This window comes from Candidatus Pelagadaptatus aseana, assembly GCF_040362265.1.
Taxonomy (GTDB): domain Bacteria; phylum Pseudomonadota; class Gammaproteobacteria; order Pseudomonadales; family Cellvibrionaceae; genus Pelagadaptatus; species Pelagadaptatus aseana.
The window spans coordinates 88,380-106,134 of sequence record NZ_BAABNJ010000008.1; the positions used below are offsets into that span (position 1 = coordinate 88,380).

At 52.0% G+C, this 17,755-nt stretch carries 17 protein-coding genes; 6 read left to right on the forward strand and 11 right to left on the reverse strand.

The genetic code is table 11. The annotated features are described in order from the left end of the window. Positions 1 to 13: 13 nt before the first annotated feature. Positions 14 to 559, reverse strand: coding sequence for a hypothetical protein (locus ACPXV9_RS12935; protein WP_423897792.1), 546 nt, complete (start codon positions 557 to 559; stop codon positions 14 to 16). Between the two features lie 271 nt (positions 560 to 830). Between ACPXV9_RS12935 and ACPXV9_RS12940 the strand changes: the two genes are divergently transcribed. Next, a complete protein-coding gene (locus ACPXV9_RS12940; protein WP_423897794.1) occupies positions 831 to 1,124 on the forward strand; it encodes a YebG family protein in 294 nt (97 codons plus the stop codon). A gap of 172 nt (positions 1,125 to 1,296) precedes the next feature. Beyond that, positions 1,297 to 1,563, forward strand: a complete 267-nt coding sequence (rpsT, locus tag ACPXV9_RS12945; RefSeq protein ID WP_423897796.1) for a 30S ribosomal protein S20 — start codon at positions 1,297 to 1,299, stop codon at positions 1,561 to 1,563. Positions 1,564 to 1,644: 81 nt separating this feature from the next. Here the strand turns inward: rpsT and ACPXV9_RS12950 are convergent, their stop codons facing one another. The 5 genes from ACPXV9_RS12950 to rplU form a co-directional block, all read right to left on the reverse strand. Further along, positions 1,645 to 2,700, reverse strand: coding sequence for a pyridoxal phosphate-dependent aminotransferase (locus ACPXV9_RS12950; RefSeq protein ID WP_423897798.1), 1,056 nt, complete (start codon positions 2,698 to 2,700; stop codon positions 1,645 to 1,647). A gap of 92 nt (positions 2,701 to 2,792) precedes the next feature. Next, the gene (proB, locus tag ACPXV9_RS12955) at positions 2,793 to 3,914 is read right to left on the reverse strand and encodes a glutamate 5-kinase (RefSeq protein WP_423897800.1); all 1,122 of its coding nucleotides are present in this window, start codon (positions 3,912 to 3,914) and stop codon (positions 2,793 to 2,795) included. A gap of 40 nt (positions 3,915 to 3,954) precedes the next feature. Next, a complete protein-coding gene (gene cgtA / locus ACPXV9_RS12960; protein ID WP_423897802.1) occupies positions 3,955 to 5,151 on the reverse strand; it encodes an Obg family GTPase CgtA in 1,197 nt (398 codons plus the stop codon). Positions 5,152 to 5,293: 142 nt separating this feature from the next. Continuing rightward, the gene (gene rpmA, locus ACPXV9_RS12965; RefSeq protein ID WP_423897805.1) at positions 5,294 to 5,551 is read right to left on the reverse strand and encodes a 50S ribosomal protein L27; all 258 of its coding nucleotides are present in this window, start codon (positions 5,549 to 5,551) and stop codon (positions 5,294 to 5,296) included. A gap of 16 nt (positions 5,552 to 5,567) precedes the next feature. Beyond that, positions 5,568 to 5,879 (reverse strand): 50S ribosomal protein L21, encoded by a 312-nt coding sequence (gene rplU / locus ACPXV9_RS12970; protein WP_423897806.1) that lies wholly within the window; start codon positions 5,877 to 5,879, stop codon positions 5,568 to 5,570. A 331-nt stretch (positions 5,880 to 6,210) separates the two neighbouring features. Between rplU and ACPXV9_RS12975 the strand changes: the two genes are divergently transcribed. Then, positions 6,211 to 7,185 (forward strand): polyprenyl synthetase family protein, encoded by a 975-nt coding sequence (locus ACPXV9_RS12975; RefSeq protein WP_423897809.1) that lies wholly within the window; start codon positions 6,211 to 6,213, stop codon positions 7,183 to 7,185. Positions 7,186 to 7,233: 48 nt separating this feature from the next. Then, positions 7,234 to 8,895: a glucose-6-phosphate isomerase gene (pgi, locus tag ACPXV9_RS12980; RefSeq protein ID WP_423897811.1), complete on the forward strand. Its 1,662-nt coding sequence runs from the start codon at positions 7,234 to 7,236 to the stop codon at positions 8,893 to 8,895. A gap of 54 nt (positions 8,896 to 8,949) precedes the next feature. Here pgi and ACPXV9_RS12985 read toward each other — a convergent pair whose 3' ends face one another. Together ACPXV9_RS12985 and galU are read right to left on the reverse strand one after the other, a co-directional pair. Then, complete coding sequence (locus tag ACPXV9_RS12985) at positions 8,950 to 10,302, reverse strand: phosphomannomutase (RefSeq protein WP_423897814.1); 1,353 nt, start codon at positions 10,300 to 10,302, stop codon at positions 8,950 to 8,952. Positions 10,303 to 10,312: 10 nt separating this feature from the next. After that, positions 10,313 to 11,140 carry a UTP--glucose-1-phosphate uridylyltransferase GalU gene (galU, locus tag ACPXV9_RS12990; protein WP_423897817.1) on the reverse strand — a complete coding sequence of 276 codons (828 nt, stop codon included), beginning with the start codon at positions 11,138 to 11,140 and terminating at the stop codon, positions 10,313 to 10,315. A gap of 388 nt (positions 11,141 to 11,528) precedes the next feature. Here galU and fabA point away from each other — a divergent pair, with 388 nt between their 5' ends. Both fabA and fabB read left to right on the forward strand, forming a co-directional pair. Then, a complete protein-coding gene (fabA, locus tag ACPXV9_RS12995) occupies positions 11,529 to 12,053 on the forward strand; it encodes a bifunctional 3-hydroxydecanoyl-ACP dehydratase/trans-2-decenoyl-ACP isomerase (protein WP_423897819.1) in 525 nt (174 codons plus the stop codon). A gap of 54 nt (positions 12,054 to 12,107) precedes the next feature. Further along, positions 12,108 to 13,325 carry a beta-ketoacyl-ACP synthase I gene (gene fabB, locus ACPXV9_RS13000; RefSeq protein WP_423897822.1) on the forward strand — a complete coding sequence of 406 codons (1,218 nt, stop codon included), beginning with the start codon at positions 12,108 to 12,110 and terminating at the stop codon, positions 13,323 to 13,325. Between the two features lie 29 nt (positions 13,326 to 13,354). Here fabB and ACPXV9_RS13005 read toward each other — a convergent pair whose 3' ends face one another. The 3 genes from ACPXV9_RS13005 to ACPXV9_RS13015 all read right to left on the reverse strand — a co-directional run bounded on the left by ACPXV9_RS13005 (position 13,355) and on the right by ACPXV9_RS13015 (position 17,753). After that, the gene (locus ACPXV9_RS13005) at positions 13,355 to 15,691 is read right to left on the reverse strand and encodes a putative bifunctional diguanylate cyclase/phosphodiesterase (protein WP_423897824.1); all 2,337 of its coding nucleotides are present in this window, start codon (positions 15,689 to 15,691) and stop codon (positions 13,355 to 13,357) included. A gap of 3 nt (positions 15,692 to 15,694) precedes the next feature. After that, on the reverse strand, positions 15,695 to 16,708 hold the full coding sequence (locus ACPXV9_RS13010) for an ABC transporter substrate-binding protein (protein WP_423897826.1): 1,014 nt from the start codon (positions 16,706 to 16,708) through the stop codon (positions 15,695 to 15,697). A gap of 142 nt (positions 16,709 to 16,850) precedes the next feature. Then, the gene (locus ACPXV9_RS13015) at positions 16,851 to 17,753 is read right to left on the reverse strand and encodes a sugar nucleotide-binding protein (protein ID WP_423897828.1); all 903 of its coding nucleotides are present in this window, start codon (positions 17,751 to 17,753) and stop codon (positions 16,851 to 16,853) included. Positions 17,754 to 17,755 lie beyond the last annotated feature (2 nt).

Here is a 17,755-nt window from a genome sequence, read left to right on the forward strand (position 1 = left end):
CGGCGGTATGACATTAGAACTCGTAGTTCACACTCAAATTGATTTTGTCCCCTGACAGACGAATCTTGTAATCAACTTCCTCTGCATCACTACCGCCAATAGCCAACTTGCCCTTGCCACTGACATCGGGGACCGCCTTGCTATTGAGGAATTCATTCTCACTGCGTATGCCATCCCAATAAGTTCTTAACCCCATCTGCAGCAAAGTGGAAACAACCTTGCCCCCAAACTTCAGATCTTCACCGTCACTGTCACCAAGCCAGCGATGATTCAGAGCCCGATGCTCAACACTCATTTCTGCAGAGCGAATGTCCTCTGCAGCTCGGATCAAGGCCTCGTTATCCAGAGCCGCCGCAGGCATCAGACTGCGATAACTGCGACCATTTTTGAGGGGATTGTAGAAATTCATTTCATAGGAGACAACATCATCCGCCAGCGGCTCCTGAGCCTGAGCCACACCTGAGGAAAAAGCCATAACTGCCACCAAAGCTGCACTTTTAGCAATAACTGCCAACCCACTGCAGCCGACCAGAACATTAACGCTTTCCAAAGTTTTCATTGTGACTTCCTCCACCGAACGATAGGTCTCGTTTGTTTTGACGGTTTCAGATTAAGCCCTGGTCGGCCAAAAGTGAGTGGTGCACAGTCGCTACGAAGTGACCTGAGAAACACGCTTTGTGCACTTATGCTTTTCCTAGGTGGACACAGAGCCTGAAAAAACCAAAACGACATCTCTTGACAGAAGCTCGCAAAGCAAATACTGTCTATCCATACAGTATTTATCTGTAAAACTTACTCCACCATATCTTTAAACACAGGAGAGCAGCGCAATGGGCGTGATTGCTGTATGGAAATGCGATAGGGACGGTTCTATGTTCGACAACAAAAAAGATGCCGAAGAACACGACAAAATGCTGGAACTGGCCGCCAACATCACCTCTTTAATTGAACAGGAGCTGGATATTGATGAAGCCCAGAGTGAGGCCATTGGCCTACTGCTGGCCAAGCGCCGGGAGACTCTCGCCAAGGCCTGCAAGGGCAAACCGGAATTACTCCTCGAGCAGCACCCTGCCGGCGACGATGCAGATGCAGATGAAAAGGTAACCAAAATCAGCGCCGCCTGAACTCCTTCAAGGGCTGAGCAAAGACTGTCGACGCACAATCCACAGCCAATTTTTAGTTGACTTTGGGCATTAAAACGGCATAATGTCGCGTCCCTGAATCTGGCTCACCTCACAGAGCTTGATTCAAACGCAGAATTTACTCAGTTATATCGAGATATACAGGAGCACAACGGTGGCCAATTCACCTCAAGCAAAAAAACGTGCGCGCCAAAACGAAAAGGCCCGCAAGCACAACGCCAGCCTGCGCTCCATGGTGCGCACCTACATCAAGAAAGTAGTTGCCGCTATTGAAGCAGGTGACGCAGCTGCAGCTCAGGAAGCATTCAACGCTGCAGTACCCGTTATTGATCGCATCGCAGACAAAGGCATTATTCACAAGAATAAAGCCGCTCGCCACAAGAGCCGTCTGAACGCTCAGATCAAAGCCCTGGCCGCTTAATTTTAGATTAGCGACCATCAGGCATAAAAAAACCGGCAACTGAGCCGGTTTTTTTATGCCTGCAATTTAACCATCACAAACTTAATCCAACAATCCTTCTAGCACCCAAAGCAAATGCTCCGTCTGCTCACGAGTACCCAAGGTAATCCGCAACCCCAGATTACCCTCCAGATCGGCCTTGGGGCGAACCAGAATCGCGGCTTTTTCCAACCCCTCAGACAAGGCCTCGGCATCGTCAGGAAAAGCCCAGATATAGTTGGCAGCACTCGGCCAGAAACGAATATTGCGCTCTTTTAAAAACGCCTCCAACATCGGCTTCGACTGCGTCATCACCTCATCCACATAAGCCATGGACGCTTCAGGCTTATCCAGAGCCGCGGCCACAGCCACGACCGCAAACTGATTAATATCGTAGGGGCCGCGCACATTGAGCAGGGCGCGTATATTATCAGCCGCACTGAGAATGTAGCCAAACCGGATAGAAGGCAAGCCCCAGGTCTTGGAGAAGGTTCGGGTAACCAGAATATTCGGGCACTCCTCCAGATGAGAGGCGACAGTAGCCTTCGAATACTCGTAATAGCACTCATCCACCAGAATGGCGGCCTCGGGAGCTGCGCGGGCGATCATCAATATATCCTCAGACGCCACCAGCGTGCCCGATGGATTATTGGGATTACACACCACAATAACCCGGGTTTTGTCTGACACAGCCGAGATCACCTCTTCAACCGGGTAACCGTGCTCGAAATCGTAGGACGGCTCAATCACATTGAGATTTTCAACACCAGCCACCTGGTTGTACATGGCAAAACTGGGGGCCGGAATAATAACCTCATCTCCCTCACTGCAAGCCGAGCGAATAATCAACTCAATACCGTGATCGGAACCATTGGTAATCATCACTTGCTCCGCAGGAACGCCACAGTAATCACCAATGCGATCAGTGATATCGCCATAGCTCGGATACATCTGTAAGCGGCCACTGTTGACATAGGCCAACAGAGCTTCACGGATATGATCAGCCACAGGCACAGTGCGCTCATTAAAATCCAGCAGCGTATAACTTTGCGGATCACGCCCTTCCAGAGGCGGCTTATAAGCCGACATTTGATCAATGTGTCGCTTAAAAATACTCATTATTCTTCCCTTTATGTCATCCCGAGCGCACGCGAGGGATCCCCCAAAAGATTCCTCCGCTTCGCATCGGAATGACACACTTTAAAAACAACCTAGAGAATCACCAGATTATCGCGGTGAATCAATTCTTCTTCATCAACATAACCCAGCAGCACCTCAAACTGCTCACTGGACTTACCGATAATCTTTGCCGCTTCACGGGCATCGTAATTGACCAGCCCGCGGGCAATCTCGTTACCAGCCACATCGACACAGGCAACCATATCGCCGCGTTTAAAGGCCCCAGAAACTTTGGTCACGCCTACAGGCAACAGACTTTTGCCCTTCTGCAGCAAAACCTTTACCGCACCATCATCCAGTGTCAGGGTACCCCGCATTTGTAAATGCCCTGCCAACCAGCGCTTGCGAGCTGCCTCAGGCTGCTGCCCCGCGGTCAGAAGTGTGCCCAATTCTTCACCGGCAAAAATACGATCAATAACCCGGTCGATTCGCCCACCCACAATAAAGGTATGCGCTCCGGAACGGGAAGCCAGTCGGGCCGCACGTACCTTGGTGATCATACCACCTCGACCAAGAGCACCGCCGTCCCCCGCTTTACCATCCAGGGAAGCATCATCAGCAGGCGCCTCAAGGATCAGCTCTGCATCGGGATTAGTGCGTGGGTCAGCCGTGTACATGCCGTCCTGATCCGTGAGAATAACCAACACATCTGCCTCAACCAGATTCGCCACCAGAGCACCCAGCGTGTCGTTATCCCCGAAACGGATTTCATCCGTTACCACCGTATCGTTCTCATTAACGATCGGCACCACACCCAGTTTCATCAGGGTTTTGAGAGTAGAGCGAGCATTCAGATAACGCTCACGGTTGGACAGATCATCGTGATCCAGCAACACCTGAGCAGTACAGATATTGTCGCGCTCAAAGAATTGCTCATAAGCGCGCACCAAACTGGTCTGACCAACGGCCGCGGCCGCCTGCAACTCATGCAGCGACTCTGGGCGAACATCCCAACCGAGACGACGCAAGCCCGCCGCCACCGCTCCAGACGACACCAGCACCAACTCCATGCCCTGCTGTTTCAGGCGCGCCAACTGCTCAACCCAACCCGCAATAGCCTCTTTATCCAGACCCTTGCCATCATTGGTCAACAGGGCACTGCCAATTTTAACCACCACGCGGCGACAGCCCGGCAATGTCTCTCTTATGCTCATCCCATTATCCGTTCGGAGTGATACTCAGAACCCCATATACTCAGGGCACGTATTCAAACTCAACATCGTAATCATCATCGTCAAAATCATCATCCTGATCATCATCGGACTTCTTCTGACGCTTATGGCGCATGCGCAGTTCTTCAATACGCTCCCGCGCCTCCTGCTGCATGGCCTCCTGAGTTTCCACCTCGGCGTCTACCAGCTCAGGATTTTCCTTCTCGGCATCCCACTGCTCTTCCAAATAATCCATCAACTGACCCGCCATTTCATTGGTGCCCTGCTTATTGATGGCCGCGATTTGGAATACCGGCCCCTGCCAACCCAGCGCCTCAACCACTTCGCGACAGCGATCCTCCACTTCTTCGGGAGGCAGCAAATCCACCTTGTTCAGCAGCAACCAGCGCTCGCGCTCGGCCAGAGTCGGCGAAAACGCATGCAACTCATCAATAATGGCCTTGGCATTTTCCGCAGGACTGCTGCCATCAAACGGGCTCATATCCACCAGATGCAACAACACCCGGCAACGGGTCAGATGCTTGAGAAAGCGGATACCCAAACCGGCACCCTCAGAGGCCCCCTCAATCAAACCCGGGATGTCTGCCACCACAAAGCTGCGATGCTGCTGCACCTTAACCACACCAAGATTGGGCACCAGCGTCGTAAACGGATAATCCGCCACCTTGGGTTTGGCCGACGACACAGCACGAATAAAGGTGGATTTACCGGCATTGGGCAAGCCCAGCAAACCAACGTCTGCCAGCACTTTCAACTCCAGCTTGAGGTTACGCTCCTCCCCTTCCTTACCTGGAGTAAACTGGCGTGGCGCACGATTCACACTGGATTTAAAACGGGTATTGCCAATGCCGTGGTAACCGCCTTTGGCCACCAACAGCAACTCATCGTGGGCGCGAATATCACCCAGAATTTCCTCGGTATCGGTATCGATCACCGTAGTCCCAATCGGCACATCCAGAATCAGGTCTTCACCCTTGGCACCGGTACAATTGCGGCCCATTCCTGACTTACCACTCTGGGCACGATATTTAGGCTGATAGCGGAAATCCACCAGGGTGTTGAGGTTTTCATCGCCGCGCAGATAAACACTGCCACCGTCACCACCATCGCCACCGTCGGGACCACCCTTGGCCACAAATTTTTCACGCCGGAAGCTGACGCAGCCGTTCCCACCTCGTCCCGCATGGACGTAAATAGGCGCCTCATCCACAAATTTCACGATCAACCTCCAAACGTTTCATTTAAAACAATAATAATCGATTGCCACTGACAAAAGCCAAACAGCAAAAACACAAAAGCCCCATCATTGGAAATGACAGGGCTTTCGGCTGCGCCCCGAAAGGCGCCAGAACATCAAGTAATTAAGCAGTAACGATACTTACAAACTTGCGGTTCTTAGGACCTTTAACGTCGAACTTAACAACACCGTCCGCCTTGGCAAACAGAGTGTGGTCTTTACCGATGCCAACGTTCTCACCAGCGTGGAACCTAGTGCCACGCTGACGAATCAGGATGTTACCTGCCAGAACAGTTTGGCCGCCGAAGCGCTTAACACCAAGGCGTTTGCTTTCGGAATCGCGACCGTTTCGAGTACTACCACCAGCTTTTTTATGAGCCATTGTTCAAACTCCTCAATTAACCTTTGATACCAGTGATCTTAACTTCGGTGTACCACTGACGGTGACCCTGACGGGTCATAGAGTGCTTACGGCGACGGAACTTGATGATCTTAACCTTTTCACCACGACCGTGAGAAACCACCTCGGCAGTAACCTTGGCACCATCAACAACCGGCGCACCGATTTTGATGTCGTCACCATTGGCAACCATCAGAACCTTGTCAAACTCAACGGTTTCGCCAGTTGCCACTTCAATTTTTTCCAGCTTCAGGGTCTCACCTTCCACTACACGGTGCTGCTTGCCACCGCTAACAAATACTGCGTACATAATTGCTCCAATTCAGTATTGGACGACACGAAGCAGCATTCAGAACCCTTCCTGCATTTTGTTTAAGCTTGCGTCGTATTCATAACCGCGATCCACCACCAGACAGGTCCAGCCGGCAAATCAGGGGCGGCAATCATACGGCAAACCCACCACACAGGCAAGCATGAAAGCGGATAAATAGTCACCAACACCCGCTGCGGCCGGGTTTTCCCGACAAAATCGGCGCATCCACTCTGAAACCGGGTGCGCAGCTTGACGTCAGCCCGCCTGCCCCATAGCATCCTCACCTCAAGTAACATCCGATTTTAGCCATATTAAAGAAACAACATCTATGCTGTCCTTCCACCAAGCGGTGGCCGAAGATTTTGAGGCCGTCAACCAACTGATTATCGAGCAACTCAACTCAAACGTGGATCTGGTGGAAAACATTGGCCACTATCTGGTAGAAGCCGGCGGCAAACGACTGCGCCCACTGCTGGTGCTACTGACCGCCAACGCTCTGAACTACAAGCAAAATTCTGGCGAGACCAAACATCTGGATCTGGCGGCCATTATTGAATTTATCCACACCGCCACCCTGTTGCACGATGACGTTGTCGATATCTCCAGCATGCGCCGCGGACGCCTGACTGCCAACGCCAAATGGGGCAATGCCCCCAGCGTTCTGGTGGGAGACTTCCTTTATTCCCGAGCATTCCAGATCATGGTAGCTATCGGCAACATGGAAATCATGAAGATCCTGTCGGATACCACCAACATCATCTCCGAAGGCGAAGTGCAACAACTGGTAAATGCCAAAGACCCCAGCGTCAGCGAAGACAACTACCTCAACGTCATCTACAAAAAGACCGGCGCCCTGTTTGAAGCGGCTTGCGAGACCGGCGCCGTGCTGGCCAATGCCTCCAACGAACAACGCCAGGCATTGAAACAATTTGGTTATCATCTTGGGTTAGCATTCCAATTGATTGACGATGCTCTGGACTACGAAGGCGACGCGGATACCCTGGGCAAGAACGTTGGTGACGATCTGGCCGAAGGTAAACCTACTTTGCCACTGATCTATGCCATGGCCAACGGCACCGCCGAACAGGCCGATACGATTGCCAAGGCCATCCGCGAAGGCGATATTGGCATGCTTGATGCTGTAGTAGATATCGTCAGAAGCACAGGCGCTCTGGATTACACTACCCAGTCAGCCAATCAACAGGCCGAAAAAGCCATTGAACAGCTGCAAGTACTTGAGAATAGCCCTTACCGGGATGCCATGGAGCAACTCGCCAAGTTCTCAGTCGGGAGAGACCACTAGAGCCTGTCTACACTAGTGAATGCACCAAGTTAAAGCAGGAGATATCCAATGGCGCAGGAAAGCACCGCAACCACCAACAGCGAAACCCGCTGCGCCAGACAATCGCTGAGCCTGCACCGCAAGCAGTGGCAAGCCTCCCTTGAACAATTGTTCAGCGAGCAACCGAACCGGGCCAGCAAGTTCAGCGCCTCCCTGGGGGACATCTACCTGGACTACTCCAAGTCACATCTAACCGAAGAAACCCTGACCCTGCTGACAGAACTGGCAGAACAATGCCAGCTGCCAAAGGCCATCGAGGACCTGTTCGAGGGCCAACAGGTCAACAACACCGAACTACGTCCGGCACTGCACACCCTGCTACGAGACAGCAACGCAAGCCAATCTTCGGACATCTTGCAGCAATACCACCAACAGGTCAGCGAGTGCCAACAACAGATGCAGGCACTGGTAGAAAAAGTTCACCAAGGGCAATGGTTGGGCTACACCGGCCAAGCCGTTACCGACATCATCAATATTGGTATTGGCGGCTCGGATCTGGGCCCGCGTATGGTGTGTCAGGCACTGGAAGACTTCCACCAAGAGAACATCAATGTCCGGTTTGTGGCCAACATAGATCCGGCCGAGCTGCTGATTCAGCTCAACCAGTTAAACCCTGAAACCACCCTGTTTATTGTTGCGTCCAAATCCTTTACCACCCAGGAAACTCTGGTTAACGCCCTAACCGCTCGCAAGTGGCTGATGCGCAAAGGCTGCCCCATGGGCAAACTGCAACAGCACTTTATCGCCGCCAGCAGCAACATCGATAAGGCCGTCGCCTTTGGCATCGCCGAAGAAAACATTTTCCCCCTGTGGGACTGGGTGGGCGGCCGCTATTCCCTGTGGTCCGCGATTGGCTTGCCCATTGCCCTGGCAGTTGGCTGGAGCAACTTCAAAGACCTGCTGGCTGGCGCCGAAACCATGGACCACCACTATCGCAACGCCGCACCAAGAGACAATCTGCCGGTACTGCTGGCCCTGATCACCTTCTGGTACAGCGAATTCTGGCAGGCCTCCAGTCAGGCCATCCTGCCCTATAGCCACAATTTGCGCAGCTTCCCCATGTTCCTGCAACAAATGGATATGGAAAGTCTGGGCAAGTGCGTGGACCGTCAAGGCACCCCCTTGTCTCAGAACAGCGGCCTGATCATTTGGGGCACAGAAGAGAGCAATGGTCAGCATTCTTTCCACCAACTGCTGCTGCAGGGTACCCGCAAAACACCGGTGGATTTTATCGCCTTCAGCCAACCCAACAACGATTTCTCAGAGCAGCACACCAAATTACTGGCAGCCTGCCTCAGCCAGAGCCAGGCATTGCTCAACGGCAAGAGCCGGCAACAAGCCACTGAAGAACTGCTCAGTAGCGGTTATGATCCAGCCACAGCTGAACAAATAGCACCGCACAAGGTGATAGCCGGTGACAGCCCCAGCAATACTCTGCTGGTGAAGCAACTGACGCCCCACAACCTCGGAGCCCTGATCGCCCTTTACGAGCACAAGGTTTATACCCTGAGCGTGCTAATGAACATCAATGCGTTTGATCAGTGGGGGGTGGAATTGGGCAAGCAGCTGGGACAATTCACTTACGAAGCATTAAAAAGTGGCATAACGCCAGAGGAGTGGGATAGCTCAACCACCGAACTGGTCAAGCGTATTCGCGATAGCAGCCAATAACAGGCGCCATTACTGCATAACAGCAATGGCACCTTATCAGCTTCTCAAAACCGATCAGGCATCCAACAGAGTTAGCAGCTCCTCGGTTTTGGCCTGCATCAACCCCTGATCACCACGACTCTCAACATTGAGGCGCACCACCGGCTCGGTGTTGGACATGCGCAAGTTGAAGCGCCAATCCCCAAAATCCATGCTCAAGCCATCGGTGTAATCCACCGCCTCAGCAAGGTCTTTGTAGTTGGCTTCTACCGAGGCAATAGCCGCAGGAGGATCGGCAATTTTCCGGTTAATTTCACCACTGCATGGAAACAGTTCTATGCAATCGTCCACCAGCTCGGCCAGTGCTTTACCGGTGCGGCACATCAGCTCGGTAACCAGCAACCAGGGAATCATACCGCTATCGCAATAGGCAAAATCGCGAAAATAATGGTGGGCACTCATTTCGCCACCATAGATGGCATCCTCGGCACGCATACGCTCTTTGATAAAAGCGTGACCGGTTTTGCTTTGAACCGCCTCACCACCGAATTTTTCTGCCGTGGCCTGAGTGTTCCAGATCAAACGCGGATCGTGAACCACTTTACCGCCCGGCTGCTTAAGCAAAAACACCTCGGACAACAAGCCCACCAGATAGTACCCCTCCAGAAACCGCCCTTTGGCATCAAAGAAAAAGCACCGATCAAAGTCACCATCCCAGGCCAAGCCCAAATCCGCACTACTTTGGAGCACGGCATCGGCAGTGGCACTGCGGTTTTCTTCCAGTAACGGGTTAGGCACCCCGTGAGGAAAATTGCCATCGGGGTTGTGGTGCACCTTGATCATCTCAAACGGCAAGTGCGACTCAATGGCATCCAGTGCCAGACCCGCACCGCCATTACCGGCATTAACCACAACCTTCAGAGGCTTGAGCAACGGCAAATCCACATAGCCCAAGAGATGCTGGACATAATCACCACGGGTATCCAAACGCGTCAGAGAGCCACGCTGCTCTGCCTTGGTAAACTGATTGACCTCCGCCATCGCCTTAATATCATTAAGACCGGTATCACCACTGATAGGACGCGAACCCTCGCGCACCAACTTCATCCCATTGTAATCCTTGGGATTGTGACTGGCGGTAACACAGATGCCACCATCCACTTGCAAGTGAAAGGTCGCAAAGTAGACCTCTTCGGTACCACAGGTACCGATGTGGGTCACATCGACGCCGCTATCGAGCAAGCCTTCCGCCAGAGCATCGGTCAACTCCGGGCTGGACAGACGAATATCATGCCCCACCACCACGGTCTCAGGCTTCAGGTACTGGGCATAGGCACAGCCAATACGATAGGCAATATCGGTATTCAACTCATCGGGCATGCGGCCACGAATGTCATAGGCTTTAAAGCAGGTTAACGCTTGAGTCATAACACCACCCTCAAGCGCTGTAGATGTTTTCATAGACGTAGTTGGTGGCCTCAACAAAGCCCTCAACACTGCCGCAGTCAAAGCGACGACCCTTGAACTTATAGGCCAGCACACACCCCTTGCGGGCTTGTGTCAGCAGGGCATCAGTCAATTGTACTTCGCCGTTTTTGCCCGGTGGCGTGTTTTTAATGATATCGAAAATATCCGGCGTCAAAATATAGCGCCCGATAATGGCCAGATTACTCGGCGCATCTTCCAGAGCCGGCTTCTCTACCATATCGGTAACCTGATACAGACCGTCTTTCATTTTCTCACCTTTGATCACACCGAACTTGTGGATCAGGTGATCCGGCACCTCTTGAATGGCGACAATACTGCAGCGAAATTGCTGGTAGAGATCGGCCATCTGCTTCATCACACCATCGGTGCCAGGCTCTGTCAGACACAAGTCATCGGACAACACCACACCAAAAGCCTCGTCGCCAATCAGACGCTCACCATTGAGAATCGCATCCCCCAAACCGCGCATTTCCACCTGACGCGTAAAAGAGAAAGAGGCCTTGCCCATCACATCCCGAATACTCTCCAGGTACTGCTCTTTTTCACTGCCGGCAATCTGGTGCTCCAGCTCGTAGCTGACATCAAAGTGATCGGCAATGGCCCGCTTACCACGGCCGGTCACCATACCAATATCCACCATACCGGCATCAATCGCCTCTTCCACCCCGTATTGCACCAGTGGCTTATTAACAATGGGCAGCATTTCTTTGGGCATGGATTTGGTGGCGGGCAAAAAACGGGTGCCATAACCGGCGACGGGGAAGAGGCATTTTTTCATGAAGACGATTCCTAAACGGTTTTTTATCTACGGCTTATTTAACTATTTCAGGGTTGCGCTGACATATGTTGTAAATCAAACACTGGGACGGCAGCCTACCCTAAAATCATGACAGTCTCTATCGCCTGCCGCGCCCACAAACCGGAAGCCACAGAAGAGAAGACAAAAAATAATTTGCAAAAATCTGGCCAAGAGGCAATTTTGCCCTGAAAAGCGGCCAGATCACCTAACACATTAGTCGAACATTGACCAAGCACGACAGGCCCGAGGTAGACATGTAACCCGCACAAGGTAAAATAGCCAACTCTGCGACTGTCGGGTCATATTTTTCAGGCAGTCCGAATGGACAACCCCCATAAATTAGCTGAGCCCTGTTTCTATGAGCAAAATGGATATATCTAACCGCAAGAATTCCTACAACCGCGACGATCTGCTCGAGTGCGGCCACGGACGTATGTTTGGCGAGGGCAACGCACAACTACCCGTTCCCAATATGCTGATGCTCGACCGCATCATTGAAATCAACAGCGATGGCGGTGCCCATGGCAAAGGCGAAATCCGCGCCGAGCTGGATATCACTCCGGACCTGTGGTTCTTCGATTGCCACTTCCCCGGCGATCCGGTTATGCCTGGCTGCCTCGGTCTAGATGCCATGTGGCAACTGGTTGGCTTTTTCCTGGCATGGAAAGGCAACAAAGGCCGCGGCCGAGCTCTGGGTTCCGGTGAGGTTAAATTTACTGGCCAAATTCTGCCAACCGCAAAAAAAGTTACCTACCAAATCGACCTGAAGCGCGTTATCGAGCGCAAACTGGTCATGGGCATTGCCGATGGCTCCGTATCCGTGGATGGCCGTGAAATTTACACCGCCAAAGATCTGCGTGTCGGCCTGTTCCAGAATACCGACTCATTCTAATTTTTCGGAGCGGCTGCCAGGCAGCCTCTCCTCACCACTTTTGAGGTTAATCCTATGAAGCGTGTTGTAGTAACTGGCATGGGCATTGTGTCCTGCATTGGCAACGACAAAGAAGCCGTTCTGGAATCACTCAAGGAAGGCAAGTCCGGAATCAAAGTTCAGGAAGAATACAAAGAACGCAACTTCCGCAGCCATCTGGCCGGTAGCGTCGAGATCGACTTTAAAGAGCACATCGATCGCAAACAACTGCGCTTTATGGGCGATGCCGCAGCCTACTCCTACATTTCCATGCAGCAGGCCATTGCCGACAGCGGTCTGACCGAAGATCAGGTATCCAATGAACGTGCCGGCATCATCATGGGATCAGGTGGCGCCTCTTCAAAAAACCTGGTGGAGTCGGCAGACATCCTGCGCGAGAAGGGCATCAAGCGCGTTGGCCCCTACCGCGTCACCCAGACCATGAGCAGCACCACTTCCGCCTGTCTGGCCACCCCGTTTAAAATCAAGGGGGTCAACTACAGCATCTCCTCGGCCTGCGCCACCAGTGCTCACTGTGTCGGCAACGCCATGGAGCTGATTCAGCTGGGCAAACAGGATGTGGTTTTTGCCGGCGGCGGTGAAGAGCTGCACTGGACCATGACGGCCCTGTTTGATGCCATGGGCGCACTGTCCACCAAATACAATGAAACCCCGGAGCAGGCTTCCCGCGCTTACGACGCCGACCGCGACGGTTTTGTTATCGCCGGCGGCGGCGGCTGTCTGGTCATTGAAGAACTGGAGCACGCCAAGGCCCGCGGCGCCAAGATTTACGCCGAGCTGGTAGGCTATGGTGCCACTTCCGACGGCTACGACATGGTTGCCCCATCCGGCGAAGGCGCTGCCCGTTGCATGCGCCAGGCCATGGCCACCGTGGATGGGGACATCGACTACATCAACTCCCACGGCACCAGCACCCCGGTGGGTGATGTGGCTGAGCTGGGCGCTGTACGTGAAGTATTTGGCGACAAAACTCCGGCCATCAGCTCCACCAAATCTCTTACCGGTCACTCACTCGGTGCCACTGGTGTTCAGGAGGCCATCTACAGCCTGTTGATGATGGAAAATGACTTTATCTGTGCTTCGGCCAACGTCGAAAATCTGGATGAAAAAGCCGAGGGCATGAACATCGTAACCGAGCGCAAAGACAACGCCGGCCTCAAGCGTATGATGTCCAACAGCTTTGGCTTTGGTGGCACCAACGCCAGTCTGGTCTTCCAAAAATACGAAGGCTGATCCATCAGTCATTCAGAAAAAGCCGGCGATCAAGCCGGCTTTTTTGTGCCTGCTACAACACCCCCGAGACTCACCTGCTCAGCCAACTCATCCAGAGACACGGGTTTGGAATATAAATAGCCCTGTAAGGTATCAATATCCATTTGAAGTAACAGCGCCTCCTGCTCAGGGGTTTCGACCCCCTCTGCCGTCACCCTGTAACCCGTAGAGCTAAAGAAAGTTGCCATAGCCCTCAGCATCGCCAGCGTATTACCTGCAAGATTATCGATCATATATTTGTCTATTTTGATCTCATCAATGGGGTAATCCACCAACTGCACCATAGAAGAGTATCCGGTTCCAAAATCGTCCAGCGCCAGCTCAAAACCAGCCTGCTTCAATAGATTCAAATTGGACACCAGCACTTCCGATCTATGAGCCGCAAAGGTTTCGGTGATCTCCAGCACCAACCCCTTCGGTGATTCATTCATGGTTTGCATAATCAGCATCAAATCCAGAAAAAAACTGCCCGAATTAAGCTGAGCGGCGGAGATATTGATGGATACCCGAACTTCATCACCGGCAATCTCTCTGAGCCGCCTGCGGTCGCGCAGAACCCGTCGTATCACCCATAGATCAAGCTCTCTGAACATGCCCGAAGCTTCGGCAATGGGAATAAACTCAGCCGGAGAAACAAAACCGAGCGTTGGCGAGCGCCATCGAATCAAAGCCTCAACTCCCGACATGCGGCCGCTGACCGCTTCCACCTGAGGCATGTAGACCATGCTGAACTCGGAATAATCAACATTCTTTAAAGCAACTTCCAACTGCAGATAGCGCTGATTTTGTTCCGCCAATTCATGAGAGTAGAAAGCAAATTGATTCTTCCCGGCCTTCTTGGCCTGATACATTGAGGCATCAGCATTGGTCATCAACTCTTCAGCACTGCTGGCATCTCTGGGGTAGAGCGCAATACCGATACTGGCAGACACCGGAAACGTGCCATCCTGTGTGGTAAACCCATCATCGAAAAGCGCGATGATACGCTCAGCGGCCTTTTGCGCCACAGCATCCTGATCAAAATCGTAAAGCAAAACACAGAACTCATCGCCACCCAGTCTGGACAAGGTGTTCGACAACCCAACCACCATATCGGTAGGCCTGAACTGATTCTTCAAGCTCTCTGAAAATGCCACCAACAGGTGGTCACCAATATCGTGCCCATAATTGTCATTAACGTATTTGAAGTTATCGAGATCAATAAACAGCAGTGCAACTTTTTTATCACTATCAATTCGCTCCAACACATTAACCAGTGTCTTGTTGAACTGACGCCGATTTAACAGACGTGTCAAATGATCGGTCTCCGCCATCGTCTGAAAAACCTCTGATGCCGCCTTCTGCTGGGTATACAGACGGTGAAAAGAACGCTCAAGCGACGACACTTCATCTCTCGCCAGGCTGGGCTCAGGTAATTTTTCACCACGATCAGCAGCGAGCACATTTTTCTCAAGCTTTGATATGGGGTGGGTCACATACAGTTCAATCAACTTGATCAAAACATAGGCCACCACAACCACCGAGACCAATGCCAACACAACAATATTGACAAGAAGATCGTTCAGTTTTTGACTCACCATCTGCGGGTCATAATTCACGTGAAGCCAATAACCATCCATTAGATGCTGCTCATAATGAATGGCGCCTTCACGCTGGACGGCAGACTCAAGATGCTCGGATGGAATCAATTCAACCCGATAGCCATTAAGCTCCCCCTCCTCGATAATCTCATCCAGTGAACTCATGCCAAAATGCATGGCCACAGCCACACCATTGGACCACCGCTCTGCCACGGGAACACGCAAAGTCCTCGGATCCAGCACCTTGGTGTGAACCATGGTACTGACCAACTCTCCCATCACTATTTTCCGGCCCAGTGACTGGCGCCTTTCGAACATCTCAGCCACTTGCCTGGTCACGACCGCCGAAGGTTCAGAGAAAGGATCATTAGAATCCTCAAAGAAATACTTAACCGAGCCATCTGCGTTTAATAACACCAGAGAAAATTTATCCAACCGCAACTTACTGAGACCATGAAGCATCTGCGTCAGATTGTTTTCCATGGTGTAAGACATGATAAATTCATCTTTGGCAAGCAGCACGTCCTGAAGAGAAGAACTTCTTAACAGGGACTCCAAATAGGATTCCGACAGATTACTGTAGGCCGTAAAGGTGGCCACCAAATGATTTCCATACTGGTTCAGGTGTGCAGACTCTCCCTCAAGCAGCAGCCTCTTCTCCACCGTATACACAGCCAGAACCGCCAACAAGGTACCCACCACCAGTACTGGAAACACCAGCAACCAGAGACGCCGCGCCAACTTCATTATCTAGCGCTCCAGCGAATAGATGATGCGGTTTCTGATGGACATAGCCTGATTCGGGTGTCTCTGATAGAGCTCACTGCGCGCCATCACCTGGTCATTTGGAAAGACCAACGGATCTTCTTTGAGCTCGGCATCCAGTAATTCCAGCGCACCGGTATTTGGGGTCGCCAACCAGATTTCGCCGGCGTTTTCAGCGGCGATATCGGGACGGTTGATAAATTGGATAAACGCCTGAGCTTCGGACTGCAAAGCAGAACCCGTGGGAATGGCAATGCAATCCATCCAGATTCCGGTACCCTCAGACGGAATCACATATTCCCATTCGGCGCCTTCATACTCATCCATCAGAAGATACTGGTCACCGGAATAGCCCAAAGCCAACTGAATTGAATCTACCTCTTCGAGAGAAAGCACATATTCATAATTTTTTACGTATTGCTTCTGCGACTGAAGTAACTCGTGGGCAGCCTTTAAATTTTCCGTACTGCTGTCGTTCATGGATTGACCCAACAGCTTCAATGGCGGAATCAATGTATCTACTGCGTCGAGCAACACACTGATCTTGCCACGATTTTCTTCAGAGGGCCGCAACAGATCAGCCCAACTATCGGGAACCTCATTAACCAAATCCGCCCGATAAAGAATACCAACAGTCCCCCATAAGTAGGGAACGCCTGACTTGCCACAACTGTCACGCCAACGCTCTGCAACAGAATTCAAAAGAGTCGGAGCAACCGGAGAAAAATAACCATTATCCCCCATGATCTGATTGCTAACTGATTCGACCACGACCAGATCAAAGCCTTTGCCTTTGGTATTGACCATGACATCATCACGCTCAGTATCAGAACCATAGAAAACTTGCTTGATTGTGTGCCCGGTTTCCGTTTCGAATTGCTCAAGTACCGAATCGGCAATATAGCCTTCCCAGTTATAAAGAACCAATTCAGCGGTCAGTGCCGCACCAGAAAATAAGCAACAGATAATTCCACTTACCGCAGCAATATAAGCCCTCATTAACACCCCCAATCATTGTCACTTTATTCAACATTATACTTTTCAGTTTAGTAAAAATGCAGAATTCATGCCTCCACGAAGGCAAGACCCAGATCAAAGGAATAACGAAAAGAGCAGGAGATCAATCCCAGAAGAAGGCTATTTAATCAGCTGCGGGGACGGGGTAAGAGTTATGCAATTCCAGATACTGGGACACGGTATTACCCAACCCCTGACGCCAGCTTTTGTGCTGCACACCAAAATCATCGCGGCAGCGGCGCATGGTCAAGGCTGCACTGACCGGCTCCTTGGCCAACAGCGGGTGCTCCTCATCCTCGACTTCAACAAACCACAAGTCGCGACTCATATTGTGATCGTCGCGCAAATGATCCACCAGCGCCTCCGCCAACTCTTCAACAGAACAGGCATCGCCACAGGCATAGTGAACAACACCCCAGTTCTCAGCACCACAGAGAATCTGATTGGTGATCGACACCACCACTTTAACCAGCGGCTGCAAACCAATGGGCGTACCCATTCTCTGGTCGGTCACAGCACAAGGGGATTCGGCCAATAAACCACTCAGCAGGCGAGATAATAGCGTATCGGAATGGACATCCAGCAACCAGCCTACCCGTATGCACAAATAGCGCTGCAGATGCTGTTCAAAAATACGCTCGGCCTCCCAGTAGGAGCGGCCCGCAGGCCCCAATGGCGACGGCCTGTCTGCCTCATCGTAAGAGGATTTGTTTTCGCCACCGAAGACCCGGAAGCTGGAGAGGTGAATCACATCGCAGGCATAACGCCTGCCCATGCGGGCAATATTGCCCGCCGCCTGAACCAGCTGCTCGCGCTGGGATTCAGTGGGGTATTCCGACCAGCCCACGGTATTGATGATCAATTGCGGGGAATGGGCGTCCAGATATTCCTGTACCTGATGCTCATCGCACCAGTCGACCACATGGGACTTTGGAATCAGAATGGAAAACTGCGTGTGCTCAAAGCCTCTCAGAATGGCTTGCCCCAGACTGGAATAGGCATCGGTTATAACAATTCGAGTCGCCACAG

Coding starts and splice junctions, on each gene's coding strand:
- ACPXV9_RS12935 (WP_423897792.1), bottom strand. CDS start 559: ATGAAAACTTTGGAAAGCGTTAATGTTCTGGTCGGCTGCAGTGGGTTG.
- ACPXV9_RS12940 (WP_423897794.1), top strand. CDS start 831: ATGGGCGTGATTGCTGTATGGAAATGCGATAGGGACGGTTCTATGTTC.
- ACPXV9_RS12950 (WP_423897798.1), bottom strand. CDS start 2,700: ATGAGTATTTTTAAGCGACACATTGATCAAATGTCGGCTTATAAGCCG.
- proB (WP_423897800.1), bottom strand. CDS start 3,914: ATGAGCATAAGAGAGACATTGCCGGGCTGTCGCCGCGTGGTGGTTAAA.
- rpmA (WP_423897805.1), bottom strand. CDS start 5,551: ATGGCTCATAAAAAAGCTGGTGGTAGTACTCGAAACGGTCGCGATTCC.
- rplU (WP_423897806.1), bottom strand. CDS start 5,879: ATGTACGCAGTATTTGTTAGCGGTGGCAAGCAGCACCGTGTAGTGGAA.
- ACPXV9_RS12975 (WP_423897809.1), top strand. CDS start 6,211: ATGCTGTCCTTCCACCAAGCGGTGGCCGAAGATTTTGAGGCCGTCAAC.
- pgi (WP_423897811.1), top strand. CDS start 7,234: ATGGCGCAGGAAAGCACCGCAACCACCAACAGCGAAACCCGCTGCGCC.
- ACPXV9_RS12985 (WP_423897814.1), bottom strand. CDS start 10,302: ATGACTCAAGCGTTAACCTGCTTTAAAGCCTATGACATTCGTGGCCGC.
- galU (WP_423897817.1), bottom strand. CDS start 11,140: ATGAAAAAATGCCTCTTCCCCGTCGCCGGTTATGGCACCCGTTTTTTG.
- fabA (WP_423897819.1), top strand. CDS start 11,529: ATGGATATATCTAACCGCAAGAATTCCTACAACCGCGACGATCTGCTC.
- fabB (WP_423897822.1), top strand. CDS start 12,108: ATGAAGCGTGTTGTAGTAACTGGCATGGGCATTGTGTCCTGCATTGGC.
- ACPXV9_RS13005 (WP_423897824.1), bottom strand. CDS start 15,691: ATGAAGTTGGCGCGGCGTCTCTGGTTGCTGGTGTTTCCAGTACTGGTG.
- ACPXV9_RS13010 (WP_423897826.1), bottom strand. CDS start 16,708: ATGAGGGCTTATATTGCTGCGGTAAGTGGAATTATCTGTTGCTTATTT.